The organism is Streptomyces caniscabiei (assembly GCF_014930365.1).
GTDB lineage: Bacteria > Actinomycetota > Actinomycetes > Streptomycetales > Streptomycetaceae > Streptomyces > Streptomyces caniscabiei.
In genome coordinates, this window is record NZ_JABXWI010000004.1 from 575,167 (window position 1) to 594,008 (window position 18,842).

Annotated in this window: 18 protein-coding genes; 12 read left to right on the forward strand and 6 right to left on the reverse strand. The window is 72.5% G+C overall.

The genetic code is table 11. The features are described from left to right. Positions 1-6 precede the first annotated feature (6 nt). Positions 7-492, reverse strand: coding sequence for a hypothetical protein (locus tag HW837_RS14195; protein ID WP_045560180.1), 486 nt, complete (start codon positions 490-492; stop codon positions 7-9). Positions 493-717: 225 nt separating this feature from the next. Here HW837_RS14195 and HW837_RS14200 point away from each other — a divergent pair, with 225 nt between their 5' ends. Further along, a complete protein-coding gene (locus HW837_RS14200) occupies positions 718-2,082 on the forward strand; it encodes an FAD-dependent oxidoreductase (protein WP_045560179.1) in 1,365 nt (454 codons plus the stop codon). 143 nt (positions 2,083-2,225) lie between these two features. Next, positions 2,226-2,846, forward strand: a complete 621-nt coding sequence (locus HW837_RS14205; protein ID WP_045560178.1) for an L-threonylcarbamoyladenylate synthase — start codon at positions 2,226-2,228, stop codon at positions 2,844-2,846. Positions 2,847-2,865: 19 nt separating this feature from the next. Here HW837_RS14205 and HW837_RS14210 read toward each other — a convergent pair whose 3' ends face one another. After that, a complete protein-coding gene (locus HW837_RS14210) occupies positions 2,866-3,891 on the reverse strand; it encodes a DUF6745 domain-containing protein (protein ID WP_093790936.1) in 1,026 nt (341 codons plus the stop codon). A 78-nt stretch (positions 3,892-3,969) separates the two neighbouring features. Further along, positions 3,970-4,296 carry a hypothetical protein gene (locus tag HW837_RS14215; protein WP_093790937.1) on the reverse strand — a complete coding sequence of 109 codons (327 nt, stop codon included), beginning with the start codon at positions 4,294-4,296 and terminating at the stop codon, positions 3,970-3,972. 257 nt (positions 4,297-4,553) lie between these two features. On the opposite strand from HW837_RS14215, the gene HW837_RS14220 reads away from it, so the two are divergent. Genes HW837_RS14220 through HW837_RS14245 form a run of 6 tightly spaced genes read left to right on the forward strand, consistent with a single transcriptional unit; the run spans position 4,554 to position 10,095 of the window. Next, positions 4,554-5,522 (forward strand): STM4015 family protein, encoded by a 969-nt coding sequence (locus HW837_RS14220; protein WP_045560175.1) that lies wholly within the window; start codon positions 4,554-4,556, stop codon positions 5,520-5,522. A 43-nt stretch (positions 5,523-5,565) separates the two neighbouring features. Further along, the gene (locus HW837_RS14225) at positions 5,566-6,741 is read left to right on the forward strand and encodes an STM4014 family protein (protein WP_093790939.1); all 1,176 of its coding nucleotides are present in this window, start codon (positions 5,566-5,568) and stop codon (positions 6,739-6,741) included. Positions 6,742-6,790: 49 nt separating this feature from the next. Further along, positions 6,791-7,597 carry an STM4013/SEN3800 family hydrolase gene (locus HW837_RS14230; RefSeq protein WP_045560267.1) on the forward strand — a complete coding sequence of 269 codons (807 nt, stop codon included), beginning with the start codon at positions 6,791-6,793 and terminating at the stop codon, positions 7,595-7,597. Then, positions 7,594-8,934 carry an STM4012 family radical SAM protein gene (locus HW837_RS14235; protein WP_045560173.1) on the forward strand — a complete coding sequence of 447 codons (1,341 nt, stop codon included), beginning with the start codon at positions 7,594-7,596 and terminating at the stop codon, positions 8,932-8,934. Before HW837_RS14230 ends, HW837_RS14235 begins: the two co-directional genes overlap by 4 nt. 7 nt (positions 8,935-8,941) lie before the next feature. After that, entirely contained in the window at positions 8,942-9,820 is an 879-nt protein-coding gene (locus HW837_RS14240; protein WP_193379618.1) for an STM4011 family radical SAM protein, read from the forward strand. Beyond that, positions 9,817-10,095, forward strand: coding sequence for a thioesterase II family protein (locus HW837_RS14245; protein WP_093790942.1), 279 nt, complete (start codon positions 9,817-9,819; stop codon positions 10,093-10,095). The genes HW837_RS14240 and HW837_RS14245 overlap by 4 nt, the downstream gene beginning before the upstream one ends. 196 nt (positions 10,096-10,291) lie before the next feature. On the opposite strand, the gene HW837_RS14250 is transcribed toward HW837_RS14245, so the two are convergent. Together HW837_RS14250 and HW837_RS14255 are read right to left on the reverse strand one after the other, a co-directional pair. Next, positions 10,292-11,035: a response regulator gene (locus HW837_RS14250; RefSeq protein WP_045560171.1), complete on the reverse strand. Its 744-nt coding sequence runs from the start codon at positions 11,033-11,035 to the stop codon at positions 10,292-10,294. Continuing rightward, complete coding sequence (locus tag HW837_RS14255; RefSeq protein ID WP_193379617.1) at positions 11,032-12,675, reverse strand: sensor histidine kinase; 1,644 nt, start codon at positions 12,673-12,675, stop codon at positions 11,032-11,034. The genes HW837_RS14250 and HW837_RS14255 overlap by 4 nt, the downstream gene beginning before the upstream one ends. A 334-nt stretch (positions 12,676-13,009) precedes the next feature. Between HW837_RS14255 and HW837_RS14260 the strand changes: the two genes are divergently transcribed. Genes HW837_RS14260 through HW837_RS14270 form a run of 3 tightly spaced genes read left to right on the forward strand, consistent with a single transcriptional unit; the run spans position 13,010 to position 16,036 of the window. Then, positions 13,010-13,993, forward strand: a complete 984-nt coding sequence (locus HW837_RS14260; protein ID WP_045560170.1) for a Bug family tripartite tricarboxylate transporter substrate binding protein — start codon at positions 13,010-13,012, stop codon at positions 13,991-13,993. Further along, a complete protein-coding gene (locus HW837_RS14265; RefSeq protein WP_045560169.1) occupies positions 13,990-14,535 on the forward strand; it encodes a tripartite tricarboxylate transporter TctB family protein in 546 nt (181 codons plus the stop codon). Before HW837_RS14260 ends, HW837_RS14265 begins: the two co-directional genes overlap by 4 nt. Position 14,536: 1 nt before the next feature. Then, positions 14,537-16,036, forward strand: a complete 1,500-nt coding sequence (locus HW837_RS14270) for a tripartite tricarboxylate transporter permease (RefSeq protein WP_045560168.1) — start codon at positions 14,537-14,539, stop codon at positions 16,034-16,036. Between the two features lie 15 nt (positions 16,037-16,051). On the opposite strand, the gene HW837_RS14275 is transcribed toward HW837_RS14270, so the two are convergent. Then, a complete protein-coding gene (locus HW837_RS14275) occupies positions 16,052-16,576 on the reverse strand; it encodes a hypothetical protein (RefSeq protein WP_045560167.1) in 525 nt (174 codons plus the stop codon). A gap of 313 nt (positions 16,577-16,889) precedes the next feature. Between HW837_RS14275 and HW837_RS14280 the strand changes: the two genes are divergently transcribed. After that, positions 16,890-18,812: an AMP-dependent synthetase/ligase gene (locus HW837_RS14280; protein WP_093790945.1), complete on the forward strand. Its 1,923-nt coding sequence runs from the start codon at positions 16,890-16,892 to the stop codon at positions 18,810-18,812. Positions 18,813-18,842 lie beyond the last annotated feature (30 nt).

Here is an 18,842-nt window from a genome sequence, read left to right on the forward strand (position 1 = left end):
GGCAGGTCAGATACGCCCGCCGGTGAGCCGGGTGATCGGGCCCTGGACCTGGCGGCCCGAACGGCGGCCGACCGCGTAGGAGGCGGCCGTCAGGGCGGTCAGGCCCGCGCCCACACCGGCGGCGACGAGCTTGCGGTGGGCGATGACGGTCATGGCCGTCTTCGCGGTGGCGGCCACCTGGCCGGAGGCCTGCACCACCGCCTGGCGGCCCGCCTCGACACCCTTCACGGCGCTGTGCACCGCACTGTTCGTGCTGTCGGCGGCGCGCTTGGCCGCGTCGGCCGCGTGTCCGGCCCCGGCCTTGGCGGACGACGTCGCGTCGTCCATCTTGACCGCGGCCGTCTTCGCGGACGCGGTGGCCGGTGCCGTCGCCTTGCCGGCGGTCCGGCGGGCCTTGGCAGCGGTCGTCTCGGCGGACGCGGAGTTCTGGTTCGGGTCCTTGTTCGGCTGAGTCATGGAAACCGCGTTGCCGTTCACCGCCGAGGCAAACACATCAGGTCGACAGAGGGGGCCGCAGACAGGCCGCAGACAGGCCGCAGACAGGCCGCAGAGGTCTCCACCGGCCGTTTCCCGGGCCTCCCCGCCGTCCGCCCATTCCCCCGCAGGGCATAAGATCGCCTTATGAGGTCATAGACCCGACCCGCGTACCTGGTAAGGGTTGCCTTAGTTTAGGGTTGCCGACGAGAAGCGTTTCTTCCGCTCGAAGGGAACCTGAACATGCCCCGCCCTCTGCGGGTAGCCATTGTCGGAGCCGGACCCGCCGGGATCTACGCCGCCGACGCGCTGCTGAAGTCCGACGTCGCCACCGAGCCCGGTGTGTCCATCGACCTCTACGAGCGGATGCCCGCCCCGTTCGGACTGATCCGTTACGGCGTGGCCCCCGACCACCCCCGCATCAAGGGCATCATCACCGCCCTGCACCAGGTGCTCGACAAGCCGCAGATCCGTCTCTTCGGCAACGTCGACTACCCGACGGACATCAACCTGGACGATCTGCGCGCGTTCTACGACGCCGTGATCTTCTCCACCGGCGCGACGGCCGACCGCGCGCTCGACATCCCCGGCATCGACCTCGACGGCTCCTACGGCGCGGCCGACTTCGTCTCCTGGTACGACGGCCACCCGGACGTCCCGCGCACCTGGCCCCTGGAGGCCGAGAAGGTCGCCGTCCTCGGTGTCGGCAACGTGGCGCTCGACGTCGCCCGGGTCCTCGCCAAGACCGCCGACGAGCTGCTTCCCACCGAGATCCCGGCCAACGTCCACGAGGGCCTGAAGGCCAACAAGGCGCTGGAGATCCACGTCTTCGGCCGCCGGGGCCCGGCGCAGGCGAAGTTCTCGCCCATGGAGCTGCGGGAGCTGGACCACTCCCCCAACATCGAGGTCATCGTCGACCCCGAGGACATCGACTACGACGAGGGCTCCATCGCGACGCGGCGCGGCAACAAGCAGGCCGACATGGTCGCCAAGACCCTGGAGAACTGGGCGATCCGCGACGTCGGCGACCGCCCGCACAAGCTGTTCCTGCACTTCTTCGAGTCGCCCACCGAGATCCTCGGCGAGGACGGCAAGGTCGTCGGCCTGCGCACCGAGCGCACCGCCCTGGACGGCACCGGGAACGTCAAGGGCACCGGCGAGTTCAAGGACTGGGACGTCACCGGCGTCTACCGCGCGGTCGGCTACCTCTCGGACAAGCTGCCCAAGCTGCCCTGGGACGTCGACTCGGGCACCGTCCCCGACGCGGGCGGCCGGGTCATCGAGGAGACCGGCGCGCACCTGCAGTCGACCTACGTCACCGGCTGGATCCGGCGCGGTCCGGTGGGCCTCATCGGGCACACCAAGGGCGACGCCAACGAGACCGTCTCCAACCTCCTGGACGACTTCGCGAACGGCCGGCTGCACGAGCCGTCCGCGCCCGCGCCGGAGGCCGTCGACGCGTTCCTGGCGGAGCGGAACGTGCGCTTCACGACGTGGGAGGGCTGGTACCGGCTCGACGCCGCGGAGAAGGCGCTCGGTGAGCCGCAGGGCCGTGAGCGCGTGAAGATCGTCGAGCGCGAGGACATGCTGCGCGCCAGCGGCGCGTAGCGCTCCGCGAGGGGCAGGGGAACTGCGGGCCGTGGTCGAGCTGCGGGTGGTTCGTGGCTGGTCGCACAGTTCCCCGCGCCCCTCGACAGGGGCCTGCGGCCCCATCGACGGCCGTGCGCGGCTCGTGGGCATAAGCTCGGTCAATGGCCAAGTACTACGACGTGCACCCCGACAACCCCCAGCCGCGTGCCATCTCTCAGGTCGCCGACAGCATTCGTCAGGGTGGGCTGATCGCCTATCCGACGGACTCCTGCTTCGCGCTGGGGTGCCAGCTGGGCAGTCGTGACGGCATCGAGCGGATCCGTACGATCCGCCAGCTCGACGACCGGCACCACTTCACCCTGGTGTGCGAGAACTTCGCGCAGCTGGGTCAGTTCGTCCACGTCGACAACGACGTGTTCCGCGCCGTGAAGGCGTCGACGCCCGGCAGTTACACCTTCATCCTCCCCGCGACGCGGGAGGTGCCCCGCAAGCTCCTCCACCCCAAGAAGAAGACCGTCGGGGTGCGCATCCCCGACCACCGCGTGGTCCAGGCCCTGCTCGCCGAGCTGGGCGAGCCGCTCGTCTCCAGCACCCTGCTGCTGCCCGACGAGGAGGAGCCGCTGACGCAGGGCTGGGAGATCAAGGAGCGCCTGGACTACCTCGTCGACGCGGTGGTGGACTCGGGCGACTGCGGCACGGAGCCGACGACCGTCATCGACTTCTCCAGCGGCGAGGCGGAGATCATCCGCAAGGGCGCGGGCGACACGGCACGGTTCGAGTGAGGGCCGGGGCCGTACGGCCTCAGGTCTGCCGCAGCGGCTCGTACACCTCGGGTCGCAGGCCGAACGTCCAGGCGACGCCCTCCCGGGCCGTGGTGGTGGCGGGCGGCACCCGCAGCCAGTAGGTGCGGCTCGTCCCGTCCGGCTCCGGCGTGGAGTTGACGACCTCCACCATCACCACGTCCTCGTCACCGGGCAGGGCTATGCGCCACAGCACACCCGTCTCGTCGCGGTGCACCGGCTCCGCCCCGGACTCCTCCAGATAACGGTCGTAGCCGTAGAACTCGAGCATCACACGGCGCAGTTCGGCGTTCTCCTCGGCTCGGATCAGCTGCGGGGTCAGGGTGCCGAGCCGGTCGAGGAACGCACCGGGGACGGGCAGTCCGCGCCAGGCGTGCAGGGCGAAGCCGTCGGAGAAGGCGAGCGCGGGACCGTCGCCGCGGTCCAGCCGGCCCGCCTCGTCGCGGTGCAGTTCCACCGGGCGTTCGGCGACGACCGCGACGCTCGCGTACGGCCACCACCAGCCGGCCGTGCGGGCCACTTCCGCGAGTCCGTCCAGCTCGGGAGCCGTGTCGAGGGCGGAGATCCAGGCCGCGTCGTGCTGGCCGAGGACCGCGTCCAGGAGCAGCAGCCGGACGCCGGTCTCCGCCTTGCGGTCGGCGGGGGCCAGCGCCTCGACGACACCGGCGCGGACACGGTCGACCAGGGGCCGGGTGGTCTCCCAGAGGTCGGCGCCGGTCGCCCTCCAGTGGTCGCTCCAGCCGGTGGGGCCCAGCCGTGTGTGCAGCCGGGCGCGGGCGGCGGCGACCTGTCTGTCGCGGACGGCGCCGCGGACACTCGCCCCGGTCGCGGGGAGCGCCTCGCCGTCCTCCGCGGCCCCTCCCGAGAGCAGGCGCACCGCCGCCAGGGGCGAGGGCGCCCAGACGATCCGCTCGGGCTCCGCGAGCCCCGCCCGCCGGTACGCGAGGCGCACGCCCGCCTCGGTCCGCGCCCGGTCTCCCGCTCCCGTGGCCGCCGCCACCGCCCGCCAACTCGCCTGTTCCGTCACGCCGTTCCTCCTGAAGATCCTGGTCCCTGTCCCTGCGGCCGCCGTACGTCACGGCCGCCCTGTCCCGCCCCCACGGGTTCAGTCGGCGACGATCCGCACCGAACCCGGCACGTACTCGCGCTGGCGTATGACGCGGTACCAGCCCTTGGGCAGGGAGATCGCCGCGTGCTCCTCGTGGACGACGCGGGCGCCCTCCGGCACGTGCAGCAGCACGGGACCGAACACGCTCGCCTCGCGGATCAGGCGGCCGGGGCCGACCACGGCGTGCGCGTGACCGGTGACCTCGCCGAGGGCGAGGACGAGCCGACCACGCCCGTCACGCGGCTCCGAGGCGGCGTCGACCGCGCCTCGCGGCACCGCGCTCTCCGCCAACGGCGCGATGAGGACGTCTCCTTGCCGGTACATGGGTCTCCCTCCCGTCGGGCACTCCCCGTGCCACGAGACGACCGTAGGGGCAGCCACTGACAATCGCCCCGCACGGCGGTTCGCCGGGGCGGGGGCGGGTGTTCGTCCACAGGACAGGGGTCCGCCGCACACGATGTCAGTGCGGCTTGGTAGAACTCCTCTACCCGGCGGCGCTGTGCGCTCCGGGTGCGCAACGGGCGGACCGGGCAGGGACTCGGCCACCGTCCACGGACATGGAACGAAGGGGCGGGGCGCACATGACCATCGGGAGCCATCTGGAGGATTTCCACGGCCTGCCGGTCCACCGCTTCCCCACGTCGGTGAAGGACCCGCAGGGCGCCGCCTCTCTGCCCGCGCCCGAGTCGGTGGCCTGGGCCGTCGCCGTGGACTCCTACGACAGCGAGGAGGCCTGGGAGGCGGCGTTCGCCCGGTTCCTCGCCTCGGTCGACACCGAGAAGGTGCGGGCGCTGGTGGTGGGCGCGTGGAGCGACGCCTACGACAACGGCCCCGAGGAGATCATCGAGGCCCTGGTGGCGGCGAAGGACCGGCTGCCGTCGCTGCGCGCGCTGTTCCTCGGCGACATCGTGGGGGAGGAGTGCGAGATCTCCTGGATCAACCAGGGGGACGTGAGCCCGCTGCTGATCGCCTTCCCGGAGCTGGAGGAGTTCGGGGTGCGCGGCGGTCAGGGGCTCGTCTTCCCGGCGGTGCGGCACGAGCGGCTGCGGTCGCTGACGGTGGAGACCGGCGGAATGCCCGTCGAGGCGGTCCGGGGTGTCGCGGGCAGCGACCTGCCGGCCCTCGTCGAGCTGGACCTGTGGCTCGGCACGTCCGAGTACGGCGGTGACTCCGAGGTGGCCGACCTGGCCCCGATCCTCGCGGGCACCCGGCTCCCGGCCCTCAAGCAGCTGGGGCTGCGCAACAGCGAGATGCAGGACGACATCTGCGCGGCCCTGGCCGCCGCCCCCGTGGTGGCCCGCCTCGACGTGCTGGACGTGTCGATGGGCGTCCTCACGGACGACGGCGCGACCGCGCTCCTCACCGGTCAGCCGCTCACCCATCTCACCACCCTGGACCTGCACCACAACTACCTCAGCCCGGCGATACGCGACCGCCTCCGGGACTCCCTGGAGGCCGCGGGCGTCCAGGTCGACGTCGACGCCGACGACGCCGAGTCGGACGAGGAGGAGGACGGCACGGTGTGGCGGTTCGTCGCGGTGGGCGAGTGAACACGTAGGAGTGCGGGGGTTCTTGGACGAGGGGGGAGGCGGTGTGGCCGGCTGGACCGGTGCGACGGGAGCGGGGCCGGGCCCGTACAGGTGGGTGGTCGTCGGGAACGGCGAGAACCGCCGGGTCGGGCTGTTCGTGACGGCGGCCGAGGCGGCCGGGGCGGGGACGCCGCGTGTCGTCGAGTGGCGGGACGTGCTGCGCGACGGCGGCCACGTGTTCGCCGACGACGAGATCGTGCGGCTGGACTCGCCGGGTGAGAACGCCGAGGTGGACCGGCTGCTGCGGGACGTCGACGACCCGACGCGGGTGGAGGGCTCGGCCACCTGGTACGCCCGGTTCCTGGCCGCCGTGGGCTCGCTGCGGGGCGGGGTCCGGCTGGACGGTCCCGCGGACCTGGCGGTCCTGTTCGACAAGCGGCTGTGCCACGCCCGGCTCGACGCTGCGGGGGTGCCGGTGCCGCCGTCGCCCACCTCGGGCGACACGCTCGTGGTGCGCGGCTGGGACGACGTACGGGCGGTGATGCGGGAGCACGGCATGCCGCGGGTCTTCGTGAAACCGGCCCACGGCTCCTCGGCGTCCGGTGTGCTGGCCGTGGAGTCGTCGGCGGGCGGACGGCTCCGGGCCACCACCTCGGTGGAGGTCGCGGCCACCGACGGGCCGCACGCAGCGCCCCGGCTGCACAACTCCCTGCGGGTGCGGCGCTACTCGGACGAGCGGGAGATCGCCGGCATCGTCGACGCCCTCGCCCCCGACGGCCTGCACATCGAGCGCTGGCTGCCGAAGGCGTCCGCGCAGGGCCGGTCCGCCGACCTACGGGTGCTGGTCGTGGCGGGCCGGGCCACACACGCCGTCGTCCGCACCAGCCGCTTCCCGATGACGAACCTCCACCTCGGCGGGGCACGGGGCGATCTGACCTCGGTCGTGGACGCGGCGGGCGACCGCTGGCGGCAGGCGCTGGACATCTGCGAGCGCGCCGCGGCCTGCTTCCCGGAGACGTTGTGCGTCGGCGTGGACCTGCTCCCGGCGATCGGCTGGCGCCGGTTCACGGTGGGCGAGGTCAACGCCTTCGGCGACCTGCTGCCCCGGCTGACCGGACTGCCGGGCGGCCCGGCCGAAGGCCTCGACACCTACACGGCACAACTCGCGGCGGTGCGGAGCGCGATGTTCACGCCGTTCCCGCACCACCCCCAGGCAAGGAAAGACCATGCACCCTCCTGACCGGACCGACACGGCCCCGGGGCCCTCGGAAAGCGTCCGGCCGCCCGACATGAACGAGGTGGTGGGCCGCGACGACCTGCTGCTGCTCACCCTCGACACCCTGCGGTACGACGTGGCGCAGCGGCTCGTACGGGAGGGCCGGCTGCCGAACCTGGCCGCCCGGCTGCCGGGCGGCACCTGGGAGAAGCGGCACGCGCCCGGCAGTTTCACCTACGCCTCGCACCAGGCGATGTTCGCGGGGTTCCTGCCCACCCCGGCGGCGCCCGGGCCGCATCCCCGGCTCTTCGCGGGCCGGTTCGCCGGCAGCGAGACCACCGAGGGGCGCACCTTCGTCTTCGACAGTCCCGACCTGGTCTCGGGGCTCGCCGCGCACGGCTACCGCACGGTGTGCGTCGGCGGTGTCGGGTTCTTCAACAAGCAGGGCGCGCTCGGCAGTGTCCTGCCGGACCTGTTCCAGGAGAGCCACTGGGAGCCGGAGTTCTCCGTCGCGTCACCGATGTCGTTCGAGTCCCAGGTGGCCCGCGCCGAGCGGGTCGTGGCCGAACTGCCCGCCGACCGGCGGCTGTTCCTCTTCCTCAACGTCTCGGCGCTGCACCAGCCCAACTGGTTCCATCTGCCGGGCGCCACCCGCGAGGCGGGCGACAGCCTGGCCACGCACGCGGCGGCCCTGGAGTACGTGGACCGGCACATCGGCCGGCTCTTCGCCGCGATGAGTTCACGGCGCCGCTGCTTCGCGGTCGTCTGTTCCGACCACGGGACCACCTACGGCGAGGACGGCTACACCGGGCACCGCCTCGGCCACGAGGCCGTGTGGACCGTCCCCTACAGCCACTTCTTCCTGGAGCCCTCCGCATGACCGTCACCGGGGCGGCGGTCCGCCCCTACCAGCACTATGTGTACGCCTACCCGCACAAGACGGCGTACCGGAGGCTGCCCGGCGAACCCCGGCTCGCCGACCTGTGGGCCGGGGAGTCACGGCAGGCCCTGTCGCTGTACGCGCACATACCGTTCTGCGAGGTGCGCTGCGGCTTCTGCAACCTCTTCACCCGGATCGGCGCGCCCGACGGGCTGACCGGCCGCTATCTCGACGCCCTCGAACGGCAGGCGATCGCGGTGCGGGAGGCGCTCGGGGACGCGGAGCCGGCGCGGTTCGCGAACGCAGCGTTCGGCGGTGGCACCCCGACCTATCTGGAGGCCGCGGAGCTGGAGCGGCTGTGCGACATCGCCGAGCGGCACCTGGGCGCGGACCTGCGGGCGATCCCGCTGTCGGTCGAGGCCTCCCCGGCCACGGCGACGGCCGACCGGCTGTCCGTACTGGCCGAGCGGGGCGCAACGCGGCTGAGCCTCGGCGTGCAGAGCTTCGTGCCGGAGGAGGCGCGTGCGGCCGTACGACCGCAGCGGCGGTCCGATGTGGAGGCGGCGCTGTCCCGGATCCGGGACGCCGCCGTCCCCGTCCTGAACATCGACCTGATCTACGGCATCGACGGGCAGACGGCGGCGAGTTGGCGGCTGTCGCTGGACGCGGCCCTCGCCTGGCGGCCGGAGGAGATCTACCTCTATCCGCTGTACGTCCGGCCGCTCACGGGCCTCGGCCGGAACGCGGATCCGGCGCTCGCGGACCGCGACTGGGACGAGGAGCGGCTGCGGCGCTACCGCGAGGGCCGCGACCACCTCCTCGCGCACGGCTACGAGCAGGTCTCCATGCGGATGTTCCGCCGCGCGGACGCTCCGCCGCAGGGCCCGGACGACTACGCCTGCCAGACCGACGGGATGATCGGCCTGGGCTGCGGAGCCCGCTCGTACACGTCGACGGTGCACTACTCCTTCGACTACGCGGTGGACATGGGCCAGATCCGCACGATCATCGACGACTACACCACCACACGGGACTTCGGCCGGGCTGTGCACGGCCGGGTGGTCGACGAGGACGAGGCCCGGCGTCGCCATCTGCTGCAGTCGCTGCTCCAGGCACGGGGGCTGCCGGTGGCGGAGTACCGTCGCCGGTTCGGGTCAGACCCGTACACGGACTTCGCCCCGGAGCTGGACCTGCTGGCCGCGCGCGGCTGGCTGGCGGACACGGGCTCCGGCCTGCTGCGACTGTCCGCCGAGGGGCTGGCGCACTCGGACGCCATCGGCCCCGGGTTCTTCTCCCCGGCCGTCCGAGCGGCGATGGCCGCCTACGAGCCGAAGTGACGCGCCCGTGGACCTGACGATCCTCTACCGGGGCCCGCTCGCCTCCTGCGACTACGACTGCCCCTACTGCCCGTTCGCCAAGCGTCGCGACTCGACTGAGCGGCTGCGGGCCGACCGCGCGGCCCTGGAGCGTTTCACCGCCTGGGCCCGGGAACAGACAGGCGACCGACTGTCGGTGCTGTTCACGCCGTGGGGCGAGGGGCTGGTGCGCTCCTGGTACCGCAAGGCACTGGTCGAGCTCTCCCACCAGCCGCACATCGACCGGGTGGCGATCCAGACGAACCTGAGCTGCCGCACGGAATGGCTGTCGGAGGCGGACCCGGACACGGTGGCCCTGTGGTGCACCTATCACCCCGGGCAGACCCCGTACGAGCGGTTCCTCGGCAAGGCGCTGCGACTCGTCGCGAACGGGATCCGCTTCAGCGTGGGGATCGTCGGCCTGCCCGAGCACCTGGAGCACGCCCGACGGCTGCGCCGGGAGCTGCCGGAGCAGGTGTACCTCTGGGTGAACGCAGCCGAGGGACACACCTACACCGACGAGGAGGCCGCGCTCTGGACCGAGTTGGACCCCCTCTTCCCCTTCAGCCGCCACCCCCACCGCTCGGCGGGCCGCGCCTGCCGCACGGGCTCCACGGTGGTGTCGGTGGACGGGGACGGCACGGTGCGGCGCTGCCACTTCGTCAGGACCGAACTGGGCAACCTCTACGACGGATCCTTCCGTACGGCACTCGCGCCCCGCCCCTGCCCGTTGTCCGTGTGCGACTGCCACATCGGCTACGTCCACCTCGAAACGCTGCCCCTGTACGACGTCTTCGCGGGTGGCGTCCTGGAACGCGTGCCGACGCCGGCGGCGCGAGAAGGAACCGGAAGGCGAGTGAGTCCATGACCTCAGCGGTCGACAGCGGTCCGTGGCTGCGGAACTACCGACCCGCGCCGGATGCTCCGGTGCGGCTGCTGTGTCTGCCGCACGCGGGCGGTTCGGCGAGCGCCTACCACCCCATGACGCCGGCGCTCGCCCCGGCGGCCGATGTGCTGGCCGCGCAGTACCCGGGGCGCCAGGACCGTTACGCCGAGCCGCCGTCGTCGAGCGTCCGGGAGCTGGCCGAGCGGATCGCCGAGGCCGTCTCCGGCGACGACGCCCGGCCGCTAGGGCCCTTCTGATGGATCTCCGTGGGAGAAGGAGCGGCGTTCGGTGCGTGCGCTCGGCGTGCGGCGTGGAGGGTCTACCTCAACGAGCGGCCGGAGGAGGTCGTCGACGTCGTACGGCGGCACCTGGGGCTGTAGCCGGGCGAGGCCTGTGGGAAGGGCGGACCCGAAGCCGGGGGACACGTGGCCCCGAACCCGGGGACCCGGGGCCTCACACCCGCCAGCTGTAGCGCCGCTCCGGGCGCCCGGCCACGCCGTAGCGCAGGGAGACGTCCGCGCTGCCGGTGCCGTGGAAGTACTCCAGGTAGCGGCGGGCGCTGACCCGGGAGATGCCCGTGAGGGTGGCGCACTCGGTGGCGGAGAGGGTGCCGTCGGCGGCGCGCAGGGTGGCCTCGATCAGCTCGGCGGTCTCCACGCTCATGCCCTTGGGCAGGGCGCCGGCCGTCGACGCCGGCGCGGTGGCTCCGGCGAGGACCCGGTCGACGTCGGCCTGGCCGCGGACGACGGTGGTGAGCAGTCGGCCCCGCTGGGCGGCGTACCGCTGGAGCCGGGAGCGCAGCTCCTCGAACTCGAAGGGCTTGAGGAGGTAGTCGACGACGCCGTGGCGGACCGCGCCGCGCACGCTGTCGGCCTCCCGGGCGGCGCTGATGACCATGACGTCGCAGTCGTGTCCGGCAGTGCGCAGCCGGGGTATGACGTCGAGGCCGAAGCCGTCGGGGAGATAGAGGTCGAGGAGGACGAGGTCGGGGCGGAGCTCGTCGACGGCGGCGACGGCCTGCTCACCGGTGCTGGCGACGCCGACGACGTGGAACGGCTCGACGCGCTCGACGAAGGTGCGGTGGACCCGGGCCACCATGAAGTCGTCGTCGACCACGAGCACGTCGATGGTGCCGGGCGTCCCGCTCTGGGCGGACGGCCCGCTGCTCGTGCCGGGCGGGCTGCTCGTGCCGGTCATGGTGTCGCTCCTTCCGCCACCGCGTCGGCGAGGTGGCTGACGGTCATGCGGGCGGTGAACATGGCCCCGTCGGGGGTGTTGGTCACCGAGATCTCCCCGCCGTGGCGTTCGCACACCAGGCGGGTGAGGGCCAGGCCGATGCCGCGTTCGCCTTCCCGGGCGGCCTTGGTGGTGAATCCGTGGGAGAAGACCTCGCGGGCGAGTTCGGGGGCCACGCCGGGGCCCGAGTCGCGGACGACGATCTCCACGCTGGAGGCGTCCTGGCGCAGCTCCACCTCGACCCAGGCCTCACGGGCGCCGGTGCCGGTCCAGCGGTCGGGGTCGTCGGGTGCTGTCGTGGTGGCGGCCGCGTCCATGGCGTTGTCGACGAGGTTGCCGACGACGGTCGCCACGTCGGCGGCGTCCTCGGGGGCGAGCCGGTCGAGGTTGGTGGCGTCGGAGATCCGCAGGGTGACCCGGCGTTCGGCGGCCAGCGAGGTCTTCGCCGTGAGCAGGGCGGCGACGGCGGTGTCGCGGACGCGGCGGCTGAGGGTGACGTCGAGGGAGTGGCGGTGCCGGCTCAGCGCCCGGATGTAGTGGACGACCTCGTCCTGCTCGCCGATCTGGATGAGCCCGGAGATGGTGTGGAGCTGGTTGGCGAACTCGTGGGCCTGGGCGCGCAGCAGCTCGGAGGAGCTGCGGAAGGAGCCGATCTCGCGTTCGAGGCGGGCCAGTTCGGTGCGGTCCCGGAGCGTGGTGACGGAGCCGAGGTGGCGGCCGTCCTTGGTGACGGTCATCCGGTTCATCACCAGGACCCGGCCCCGGCGGATCACGACCTCGTCGCGCTGGTGGGGCGCCTCCTCCTGGGCCCCCGCGAGGACGTCCCGCAGCCGTCCCTCGACGCCGAGGTCGGTGAGGCTCTTGCCGACGCAGTCCTCGGGCAGGTCCAGCAGGCGCCGGCCCATCTCGTTGACGAGGGTGAGCCGGTGGTGGGGGTCGAGGGCGATCACGCCCTCGGCGATGCCGTACAGCATGGCCTCGCGGTGTTCGGCGAGGCCGGCGATCTCCTGGGGCTCCAGGCCGAGGGTCTGCCGTTTGACGCGGCGGGCGAGCAGCCAGGAGCCGACGAGGCCGAGGCCGCTGGCGATGCCGAGGTAGGCGAGCAGGTAGGAGGAGGCGCCGCTGAGGCGCTGCCACACGGTGGGGGACGCCTCACCGATCATGACGGTGCCCAGCAGCATGCCGAGGTTGTCGTCGGTCGTCGCGCCGAGCACGGGAACCTGGGCCACCAGCTCGCGGCTGCCGTCCAGGGTCAGTGAGCCGGACCAGCCCCGGCCCGCGACGGCGCCCTCGCCCACCGGCATCGGGTCGCCGATCGCCGTGGGGTCGGTGGAGCTGACGATCCGGCCGTCGGCGTCGGCGACGGTGACCGAGGTGACCCCGGACTGGGTCTGGGTGGAGTTGACCAGGGGGGCCAGCGCCTCGTGCGCGACGGGCCGCGCGAGGCGGTCCCGGACCAAGGGGTTGGCGGCGAGCTGCTCGGCGAGCGCGGTGACCCGGCGGCCCTCGACCCGGTTGAAGGTGGCCGCCGACTGTGTGAGCGAGACCGCCGCGACCGCCAGCAGCACCACCACGACGATGGCGAGCTGGAGGACCAGCATCTCGCCTGCGAGGGTATGGCGACGGAACACCACGACGGACTCTTCTCTCGTGCCGACGCCGCCCGGGGCGTCCCGATCTTCTCTCGTGCCGACGCCGCCCGGGGCGTCTCGCGGCCGGGGTGCGGCCTTGTGCGGTGGGTCGCACAATCATGGCGCCCGCGTGCGATCCGGGAAAGGGAGGTGTGGGGGACGTGCCCATAAGGTGACAGGGGCCGTGACCACTACGACCACAACCTCCGTTGCTTCCGCAAGGGCGTCAGGACCGTCTCGCGCGGGCACGATGTGGCCCAGGTCACCCTTCCCCCCTCGACCCGACCGACAGGTGGTGGCATTCGTGCAGCTGCGCACCCCGTTCGCCCTGCTCGGGGCGGCCGTGCTCGTGCTCGTGGGACCGCCCCTGCTGACCACCGGCGGCGGCGGAGAGTCCGGCACCCAGATACCCGGTCTGCGTTTCATGGTGCCGAACACCCCGGGCGGCGGCTACGACATCACGGCGCGGACGGCCGCGAAGAACGCCGAGGACGCCGGGCTCACCCACAACATCGAGGTGTTCAACCTGCCCGGTGCCGGGGGCACGGTCGGTCTGAGCCGGCTGGTGAGCGAGCACGGCAACGGCAGGCTCGCGATGTCGATGGGGCTCGGTGTCGTCGGCGCCGTCCGCTCCAACGACGCGCCGAAGACCCTCGCCGACACCACCCCGATCGCCCGCCTCACCGAGGAACAGGACGTCGTGGTGGTCGCCAAGGACTCCCCGTACAAGACGATCGACGAACTCGTCGGGGCCTGGAAGGACGACCCGGGGAAGCTGCCGGTGGGCGGGGGTTCGGCGCCGGGCGGGCCCGACCATCTGGCGCCGATGCTGATGGCGCAGGCCGCCGGGATCGCGCCGAAGGACGTCAACTACATCCCGTTCGACGGCGGCGGTGAGCTGCTTGCCTCGATCCTGGGCGACAAGGTCGCCTTCGGGGTGTCCGGGGTCGGCGAGTACCTGGACCAGATCAAGGCGGGCGAGCTGCGGCTGCTCGCGGTGACCGGCCCGAAGCGGGTGGCCGGGCTGGACGCGCCGACCCTCCAGGAGGCGGGCTACGACGTGAACTTCACCAACTGGCGCGGCATCGTCGCCCCGCCCGGCCTCACCGAGGCCGAGCGCGACAAGCTCACCCGGCTGATCGAGGAGCTGCACGACTCGCCGGAGTGGCGGCAGTCGCTGAAGCGACACGGCTGGGACGACGCGTTCCTCACCGGCGAGAAGTTCGGCGACTTCCTCGACGCCCAGGACAGGCGCGTGGTGTCGGTGCTGAAGGAGCTCGGGCTGTGACGACGGAGACGGACACCACCGGCACTCCCCCGGCGCCCGGGCCCGAACGGCGTTCCTGGCTGCGCGACCACTCCGAGCTCGGCGTCTGCGTCCTGCTGCTGGCGCTCGGCGTCCTGGTCCTGACGGACGCGCTCACCATGGACGTCGACATCGCGCAGCGCGGTCCGGTCGGCCCGAGGACCGTGCCGATCGTGGTCGGCGGCGGTCTGCTGCTGATCGCCGCGCTGCTCGCGGTGGACGTGCTGCGCGGCGGCCGGGGTGAGGCGGAGAGCGGCGAGGACATCGATCTGTCCGAGCCCGCCGACTGGCGCACGGTCCTGCTGCTGGCCGGGGTGTTCCTCGGCGCGGCCGTCCTGATCGAACCGCTCGGCTTCCCCATATCCGGCGCCCTGCTGTTCTGGGGCGCGGCCTACGCCCTCGGCAGCCGGCACCTCGACCGTGATCCGCTGATCGCGGCCGTCATCTCCCTGGTCACCTACGCGGTGTTCAACAACCTGCTCGGGGTGCCGCTGCCCGGCGGTCCGCTGATGGGAGTGCTCTGACATGGACGCCTTCAGCTCCCTCATGGACGGTTTCGGTACGGCCCTGACCCCGATCAACATCCTGTGGGCCGCGATCGGTGTCCTGCTGGGCACGGCGATCGGGGTGCTGCCCGGGATCGGGCCCGCCATGGCGGTGGCACTGCTGCTGCCGGTGACGTACGGGCTGAACCCGGTCGGCGCGTTCATCATGTTCGCGGGCATCTACTACGGGGCGATGTTCGGCGGCTCGACGACCTCGATCCTCCTCAACACCCCCGGGGAGAGCGCGGCCGTGGTCGCGGCCATGGAGGGCAACCCCATGGCCAAGTCCGGGCGGGGCGCGCAGGCGCTGGCGGCGGCCGCCATCGGGCACTTCGCGGGCGGCATGATCGGCACGGTCCTGCTGGTGGCGCTGGCGCCGAAGGTCGCCGAGCTGGCCGTGGACATCGGAGCCCCGGACTACTTCGCGATCATGGTGCTGGCGTTCATCGCCGTGACGTCCGTCCTCGGCTCGTCCCGCATCCGGGGCCTGGCCTCCCTCCTGATCGGCCTGACGATCGGGCTGGTGGGCCTGGACCAGATGACCGGCCAGCAGCGGCTGACCTTCGGCTCCCTCCAGCTCGCCGACGGGGTGGACGTGGTGATCGTCGCGGTGGGTCTCTTCGCCATCGGCGAGGCGCTGTGGGTCGCCGCCCACCTGCGGCGCAGCCCGCCCGAACCGATCCCGGTGGGCCTGCCGTGGCTGGGCCGCTCCGATGTGAAACGGAGCTGGAAGTCCTGGGCACGCGGCCCGTTCATCGGCTTCCCGTTCGGCGCGATCCCGGCGGGCGGCGCCGAGATCCCCACGTTCCTGTCGTACGTAACCGAGAAGCGGCTCTCCCGGCACAAGGACGAGTGGGGCAAGGGCGCCATCGAGGGCGTCGCGGGCCCGGAGTCGGCGGCGTCGGCCTCGGCGGCGGGCACCCTCGTCTCCATGCTGACCTTGGGCCTGCCGACCACGGCGGTCGCGGCGGTGATGCTGGCCGCGTTCCAGCAGTACGGCATCCAGCCCGGCCCGCTGCTCTTCGAACGCGAGCCGGACCTGGTGTGGGGCCTGATCGCCTCCCTCTTCGTCGGCATGGTCCTCCTGCTCGCCCTCAACCTGCCGCTGGCCCCGCTGTGGGCGAAGCTGCTGCGCATCCCGCGGCCGTACCTCTACGCGGGGATCCTGTTCTTCGCGGCGGTCGGCGCGTACGCGGTCGGCGGCGAGGTGATCGACCTGGTGATCCTGCTGGTCATCGGCCTGATCGGGTTCGGCATGCGCCGCTACGGCCTGCCGGTGCTGCCCGCCGTGATCGGCGTGATCCTCGGCCCCAACGCCGAGCAGCAGCTGCGCCGGGCCCTCCAGATCAGCGACGGCAGCGTCACCGGCCTGGTGAACACACCGTTCTCGGTGACGGTGTACGTGATCATCGCCTTGCTGCTGGCGTGGCCGCTGCTGAGGCGACTCGTCACCCGCGGGCGCGGGACCGAGGCGGGGTGAGCGGCGGCCGTGCGCTCAGCTCGCGCCCCGCTCCGCCTCCTCGTGCAGGAACGCGGTGATCTGCCCGGCGATGTCCGCGCGGCCCGGGGCGCCCGCCGGGTCGAGGAGGTCCTCGTCCACGCCGATGCCGCCGGACCACAGGTACCGCTCGGTCCACTCCTCGTCGGCACGCAGCTGGACCTGGATGTCGAACTGGGTGAGGTGGGCCTCCGGGGCGGCCGCGTACAGGACGGAGGTGGCGCGGCGCAGCGGGTAGAGGTCGAAGCCCTCGATGAACTTGGAGTTGCGCCAGTCGAGGAAGGCGCTCTCGCCGTCGGGGCCGGTGCGGATGTCGAGCTGGCCGTCCTCCAGGTGGAGGCCGACGTGGTCGCCGCCCCGGTTCTCCACGGTGACCCGGAACCGGAAGTACGTCAGGCCCTCGGCGGCGTCGTCACGGCCCCGTGGCGGCTCGGCGCACTCCACTCCGTGGACGCGCACACGCAGGCCGGCCAGATCGCCGTCGTACTCCTGCCAGTCCCCGATCACGTTGGGCTCGCGCACCGTCCACCTCTCCACATCGGCGGGACACCTCCCGCGTCGCGCGCACCACAGTGCCACACCCGTCGGAGGTCCGGATCCGGGGCATCACCGCCGGTCAGAGGTGATCAAGCCGTGGGCAGCGACGATTCCCGGGAGGGTCCCACGAAGGAGGTCGCCCACGTGCCGCACATCACGTTCACGGCCCACAGTGCGGATGCGGGGAGGCCGACTTGCCGATTCCGCGGGCGGGCTTCGGCGCCGTACGCTACGTTCGATCACCGCCGGTTGGCGCACCGTCGGCGAGGTCGCGTGCAGGGAAGGTTCTGAGCGTCGCATGGGCAACTTCGGCATCGCTCCACCGACGGGACCGGTCATGGCCGGAGGGCTGGCCGATCCGCTGTTCGACACGGCGATCCGTGATCCCGCGCTGCCGCAGCTCGCCCGCCGCGACGGCACCTCCCCCGACACCTGGACGCCGGTCAGCGCGGCCGAGGCCCGGGACGAAGTGGCCGATCTGGCCAAGGGGTTGATCGCGTCCGGGATCCGGCCGGGCAACCGGGTGGCCGTGATGGCGCGGACCCGGTACGAGTGGACGGTGTTCGCCGTCGCGCTGTGGGCCGTCGGCGCCGAGATCGTGCCGGTCTGTCCGACGTCGTCGCGCGACCAGATCGAGTGGATCCTGCGGGACGCGGCCTGTGTGGGCGTGGTCGTCGAGGACGAGTTGGGCGTGATGACCGTCGGCTCGGTGTGCGCCAAGCTGCCGCTGCTGCGGTACGTGTGGCAGCTGGACGCCGAGTCACTGCCGCAGCTGGTCGAGGTGGGCCGGGACGTACCGGACGCGACCGTGGACTCGCTGCGCCGTATCGTCATGCCGGACTCCACCGCCGTGATCGCGTACACCTCGGGCACCACCGGCCGGCCCCGGGGCTGCGCGCTCTCCCACCGCAGCCTCGCCAGCCCCTGCGACGCACTGCTCGCCGGCTGGCGGCAGACGGCGGCGGCGCCCGGTGAGCAGCCGGCGATCCTGGCCTTCCTGCCGTTCTCGCACGTCTACGGCCTGATGATCCAGGGGATGTGTCTGCGCGGCGGGCTGCTGCTCGCGCACGAGCCGGAGTTCAGCGAGGAGGCGCTGTCGGCAGCGCTGCGCTCGTTCCGGCCGACGTTCCTCTTCGGTGTCCCGTACCTCTTCGAGAGGATCCACAAGAACTTCCTGCGCAAGGCCCAACAGGCCGGCCGGGGGCCGTTGTTCGAACGGGCCGTGCGCACCGCCCAGGACCACGCCCTCGCGGTCGAGCGGCAGCGGCTGGGCACGGGTCCCGGGCCGGCGATGGATCTGAAGCTGCAACACGCCTTCTTCGAGAAGACGGTGTACCGCAAACTGCGCGCGACGCTGGGCGGCCGGGTGCGCGGCGGCACGTCGGGCGGCTCCCCCCTCAACCGCGATCTGGCGCTGTTCTACGCGGGCATCGGCATCCTCGTCCACGACGGGTACGGGCTGACCGAGACCGCCGGGGGCATCACCGCCCAGCCGGTGGGCCGGGAGAAGTTCGGCACCGTGGGCCGGCCGCTGCCGGGCACGGAGATCCGGGTGGCGCGGGACGGGGAGATCCTGGTCAACGGGCCCTCGGTGTTCCAGGGGTACGTCAACGACGAGGCGGGCACCCGGGCCGCGCTCCAGGACGGCTGGCTGGCGACGGGGGACATCGGGCGGCTGGACGCCGAGGGCTATCTGTCGATCACCGGCCGCAAGAAGGAGATCATCATCACCAGCGGCGGCAAGGGAGTCGCCCCCGCGCCGCTGGAGGAGCAGCTGCGGACGCATCCACTGATCCACCAGGCGGTGGTCGTGGGTGACAACCGGCCCTGTGTGGGTGCGCTGCTCACGCTGGACCCGGAGTTCCTCGCGCACTGGCGGATGTCGTTGTCCGCGCCGGGCGAGCTGCTGGGGCGGGAGGCACGGGAGGAGAACGCGCTGCGGCAGGAGGTGCTGCGGGCGATCGCCGCGGCCAACAGCACGGTGTCGCGTGCGGAGTCGATCCGCGTCTACCGCATCCTGCCCGAGCCGTTCGACCTCGCCAACGGGATGCTGACGCCGTCGATGAAGCTGCGCCGGGACACCATCGTGCAGCGGTACGAGGCCGAGATCGAGGCGATGTACGCGACCTCGGCACGCACCGCCCGCCGCACCCTCTCGGAGGAGATCGCGGGCTGGGACGACTCGGACTCCGACGACGTGTTCCGACGCGCCCGGCACTGACCGCGCGAGCGACGGCCGACGGCTGTCGGT

Excerpts from the sequence above, each read along its gene's own strand:
- HW837_RS14200 (WP_045560179.1), top strand. The coding sequence starts at position 718 with ATGCCCCGCCCTCTGCGGGTAGCCATTGTCGGAGCCGGACCCGCCGGG.
- HW837_RS14205 (WP_045560178.1), top strand. The coding sequence starts at position 2,226 with ATGGCCAAGTACTACGACGTGCACCCCGACAACCCCCAGCCGCGTGCC.
- HW837_RS14215 (WP_093790937.1), bottom strand. The coding sequence starts at position 4,296 with ATGTACCGGCAAGGAGACGTCCTCATCGCGCCGTTGGCGGAGAGCGCG.
- HW837_RS14220 (WP_045560175.1), top strand. The coding sequence starts at position 4,554 with ATGACCATCGGGAGCCATCTGGAGGATTTCCACGGCCTGCCGGTCCAC.
- HW837_RS14230 (WP_045560267.1), top strand. The coding sequence starts at position 6,791 with ATGAACGAGGTGGTGGGCCGCGACGACCTGCTGCTGCTCACCCTCGAC.
- HW837_RS14235 (WP_045560173.1), top strand. The coding sequence starts at position 7,594 with ATGACCGTCACCGGGGCGGCGGTCCGCCCCTACCAGCACTATGTGTAC.
- HW837_RS14245 (WP_093790942.1), top strand. The coding sequence starts at position 9,817 with ATGACCTCAGCGGTCGACAGCGGTCCGTGGCTGCGGAACTACCGACCC.
- HW837_RS14250 (WP_045560171.1), bottom strand. The coding sequence starts at position 11,035 with ATGACCGGCACGAGCAGCCCGCCCGGCACGAGCAGCGGGCCGTCCGCC.
- HW837_RS14255 (WP_193379617.1), bottom strand. The coding sequence starts at position 12,675 with ATGCTGGTCCTCCAGCTCGCCATCGTCGTGGTGGTGCTGCTGGCGGTC.
- HW837_RS14270 (WP_045560168.1), top strand. The coding sequence starts at position 14,537 with ATGGACGCCTTCAGCTCCCTCATGGACGGTTTCGGTACGGCCCTGACC.
- HW837_RS14280 (WP_093790945.1), top strand. The coding sequence starts at position 16,890 with ATGGGCAACTTCGGCATCGCTCCACCGACGGGACCGGTCATGGCCGGA.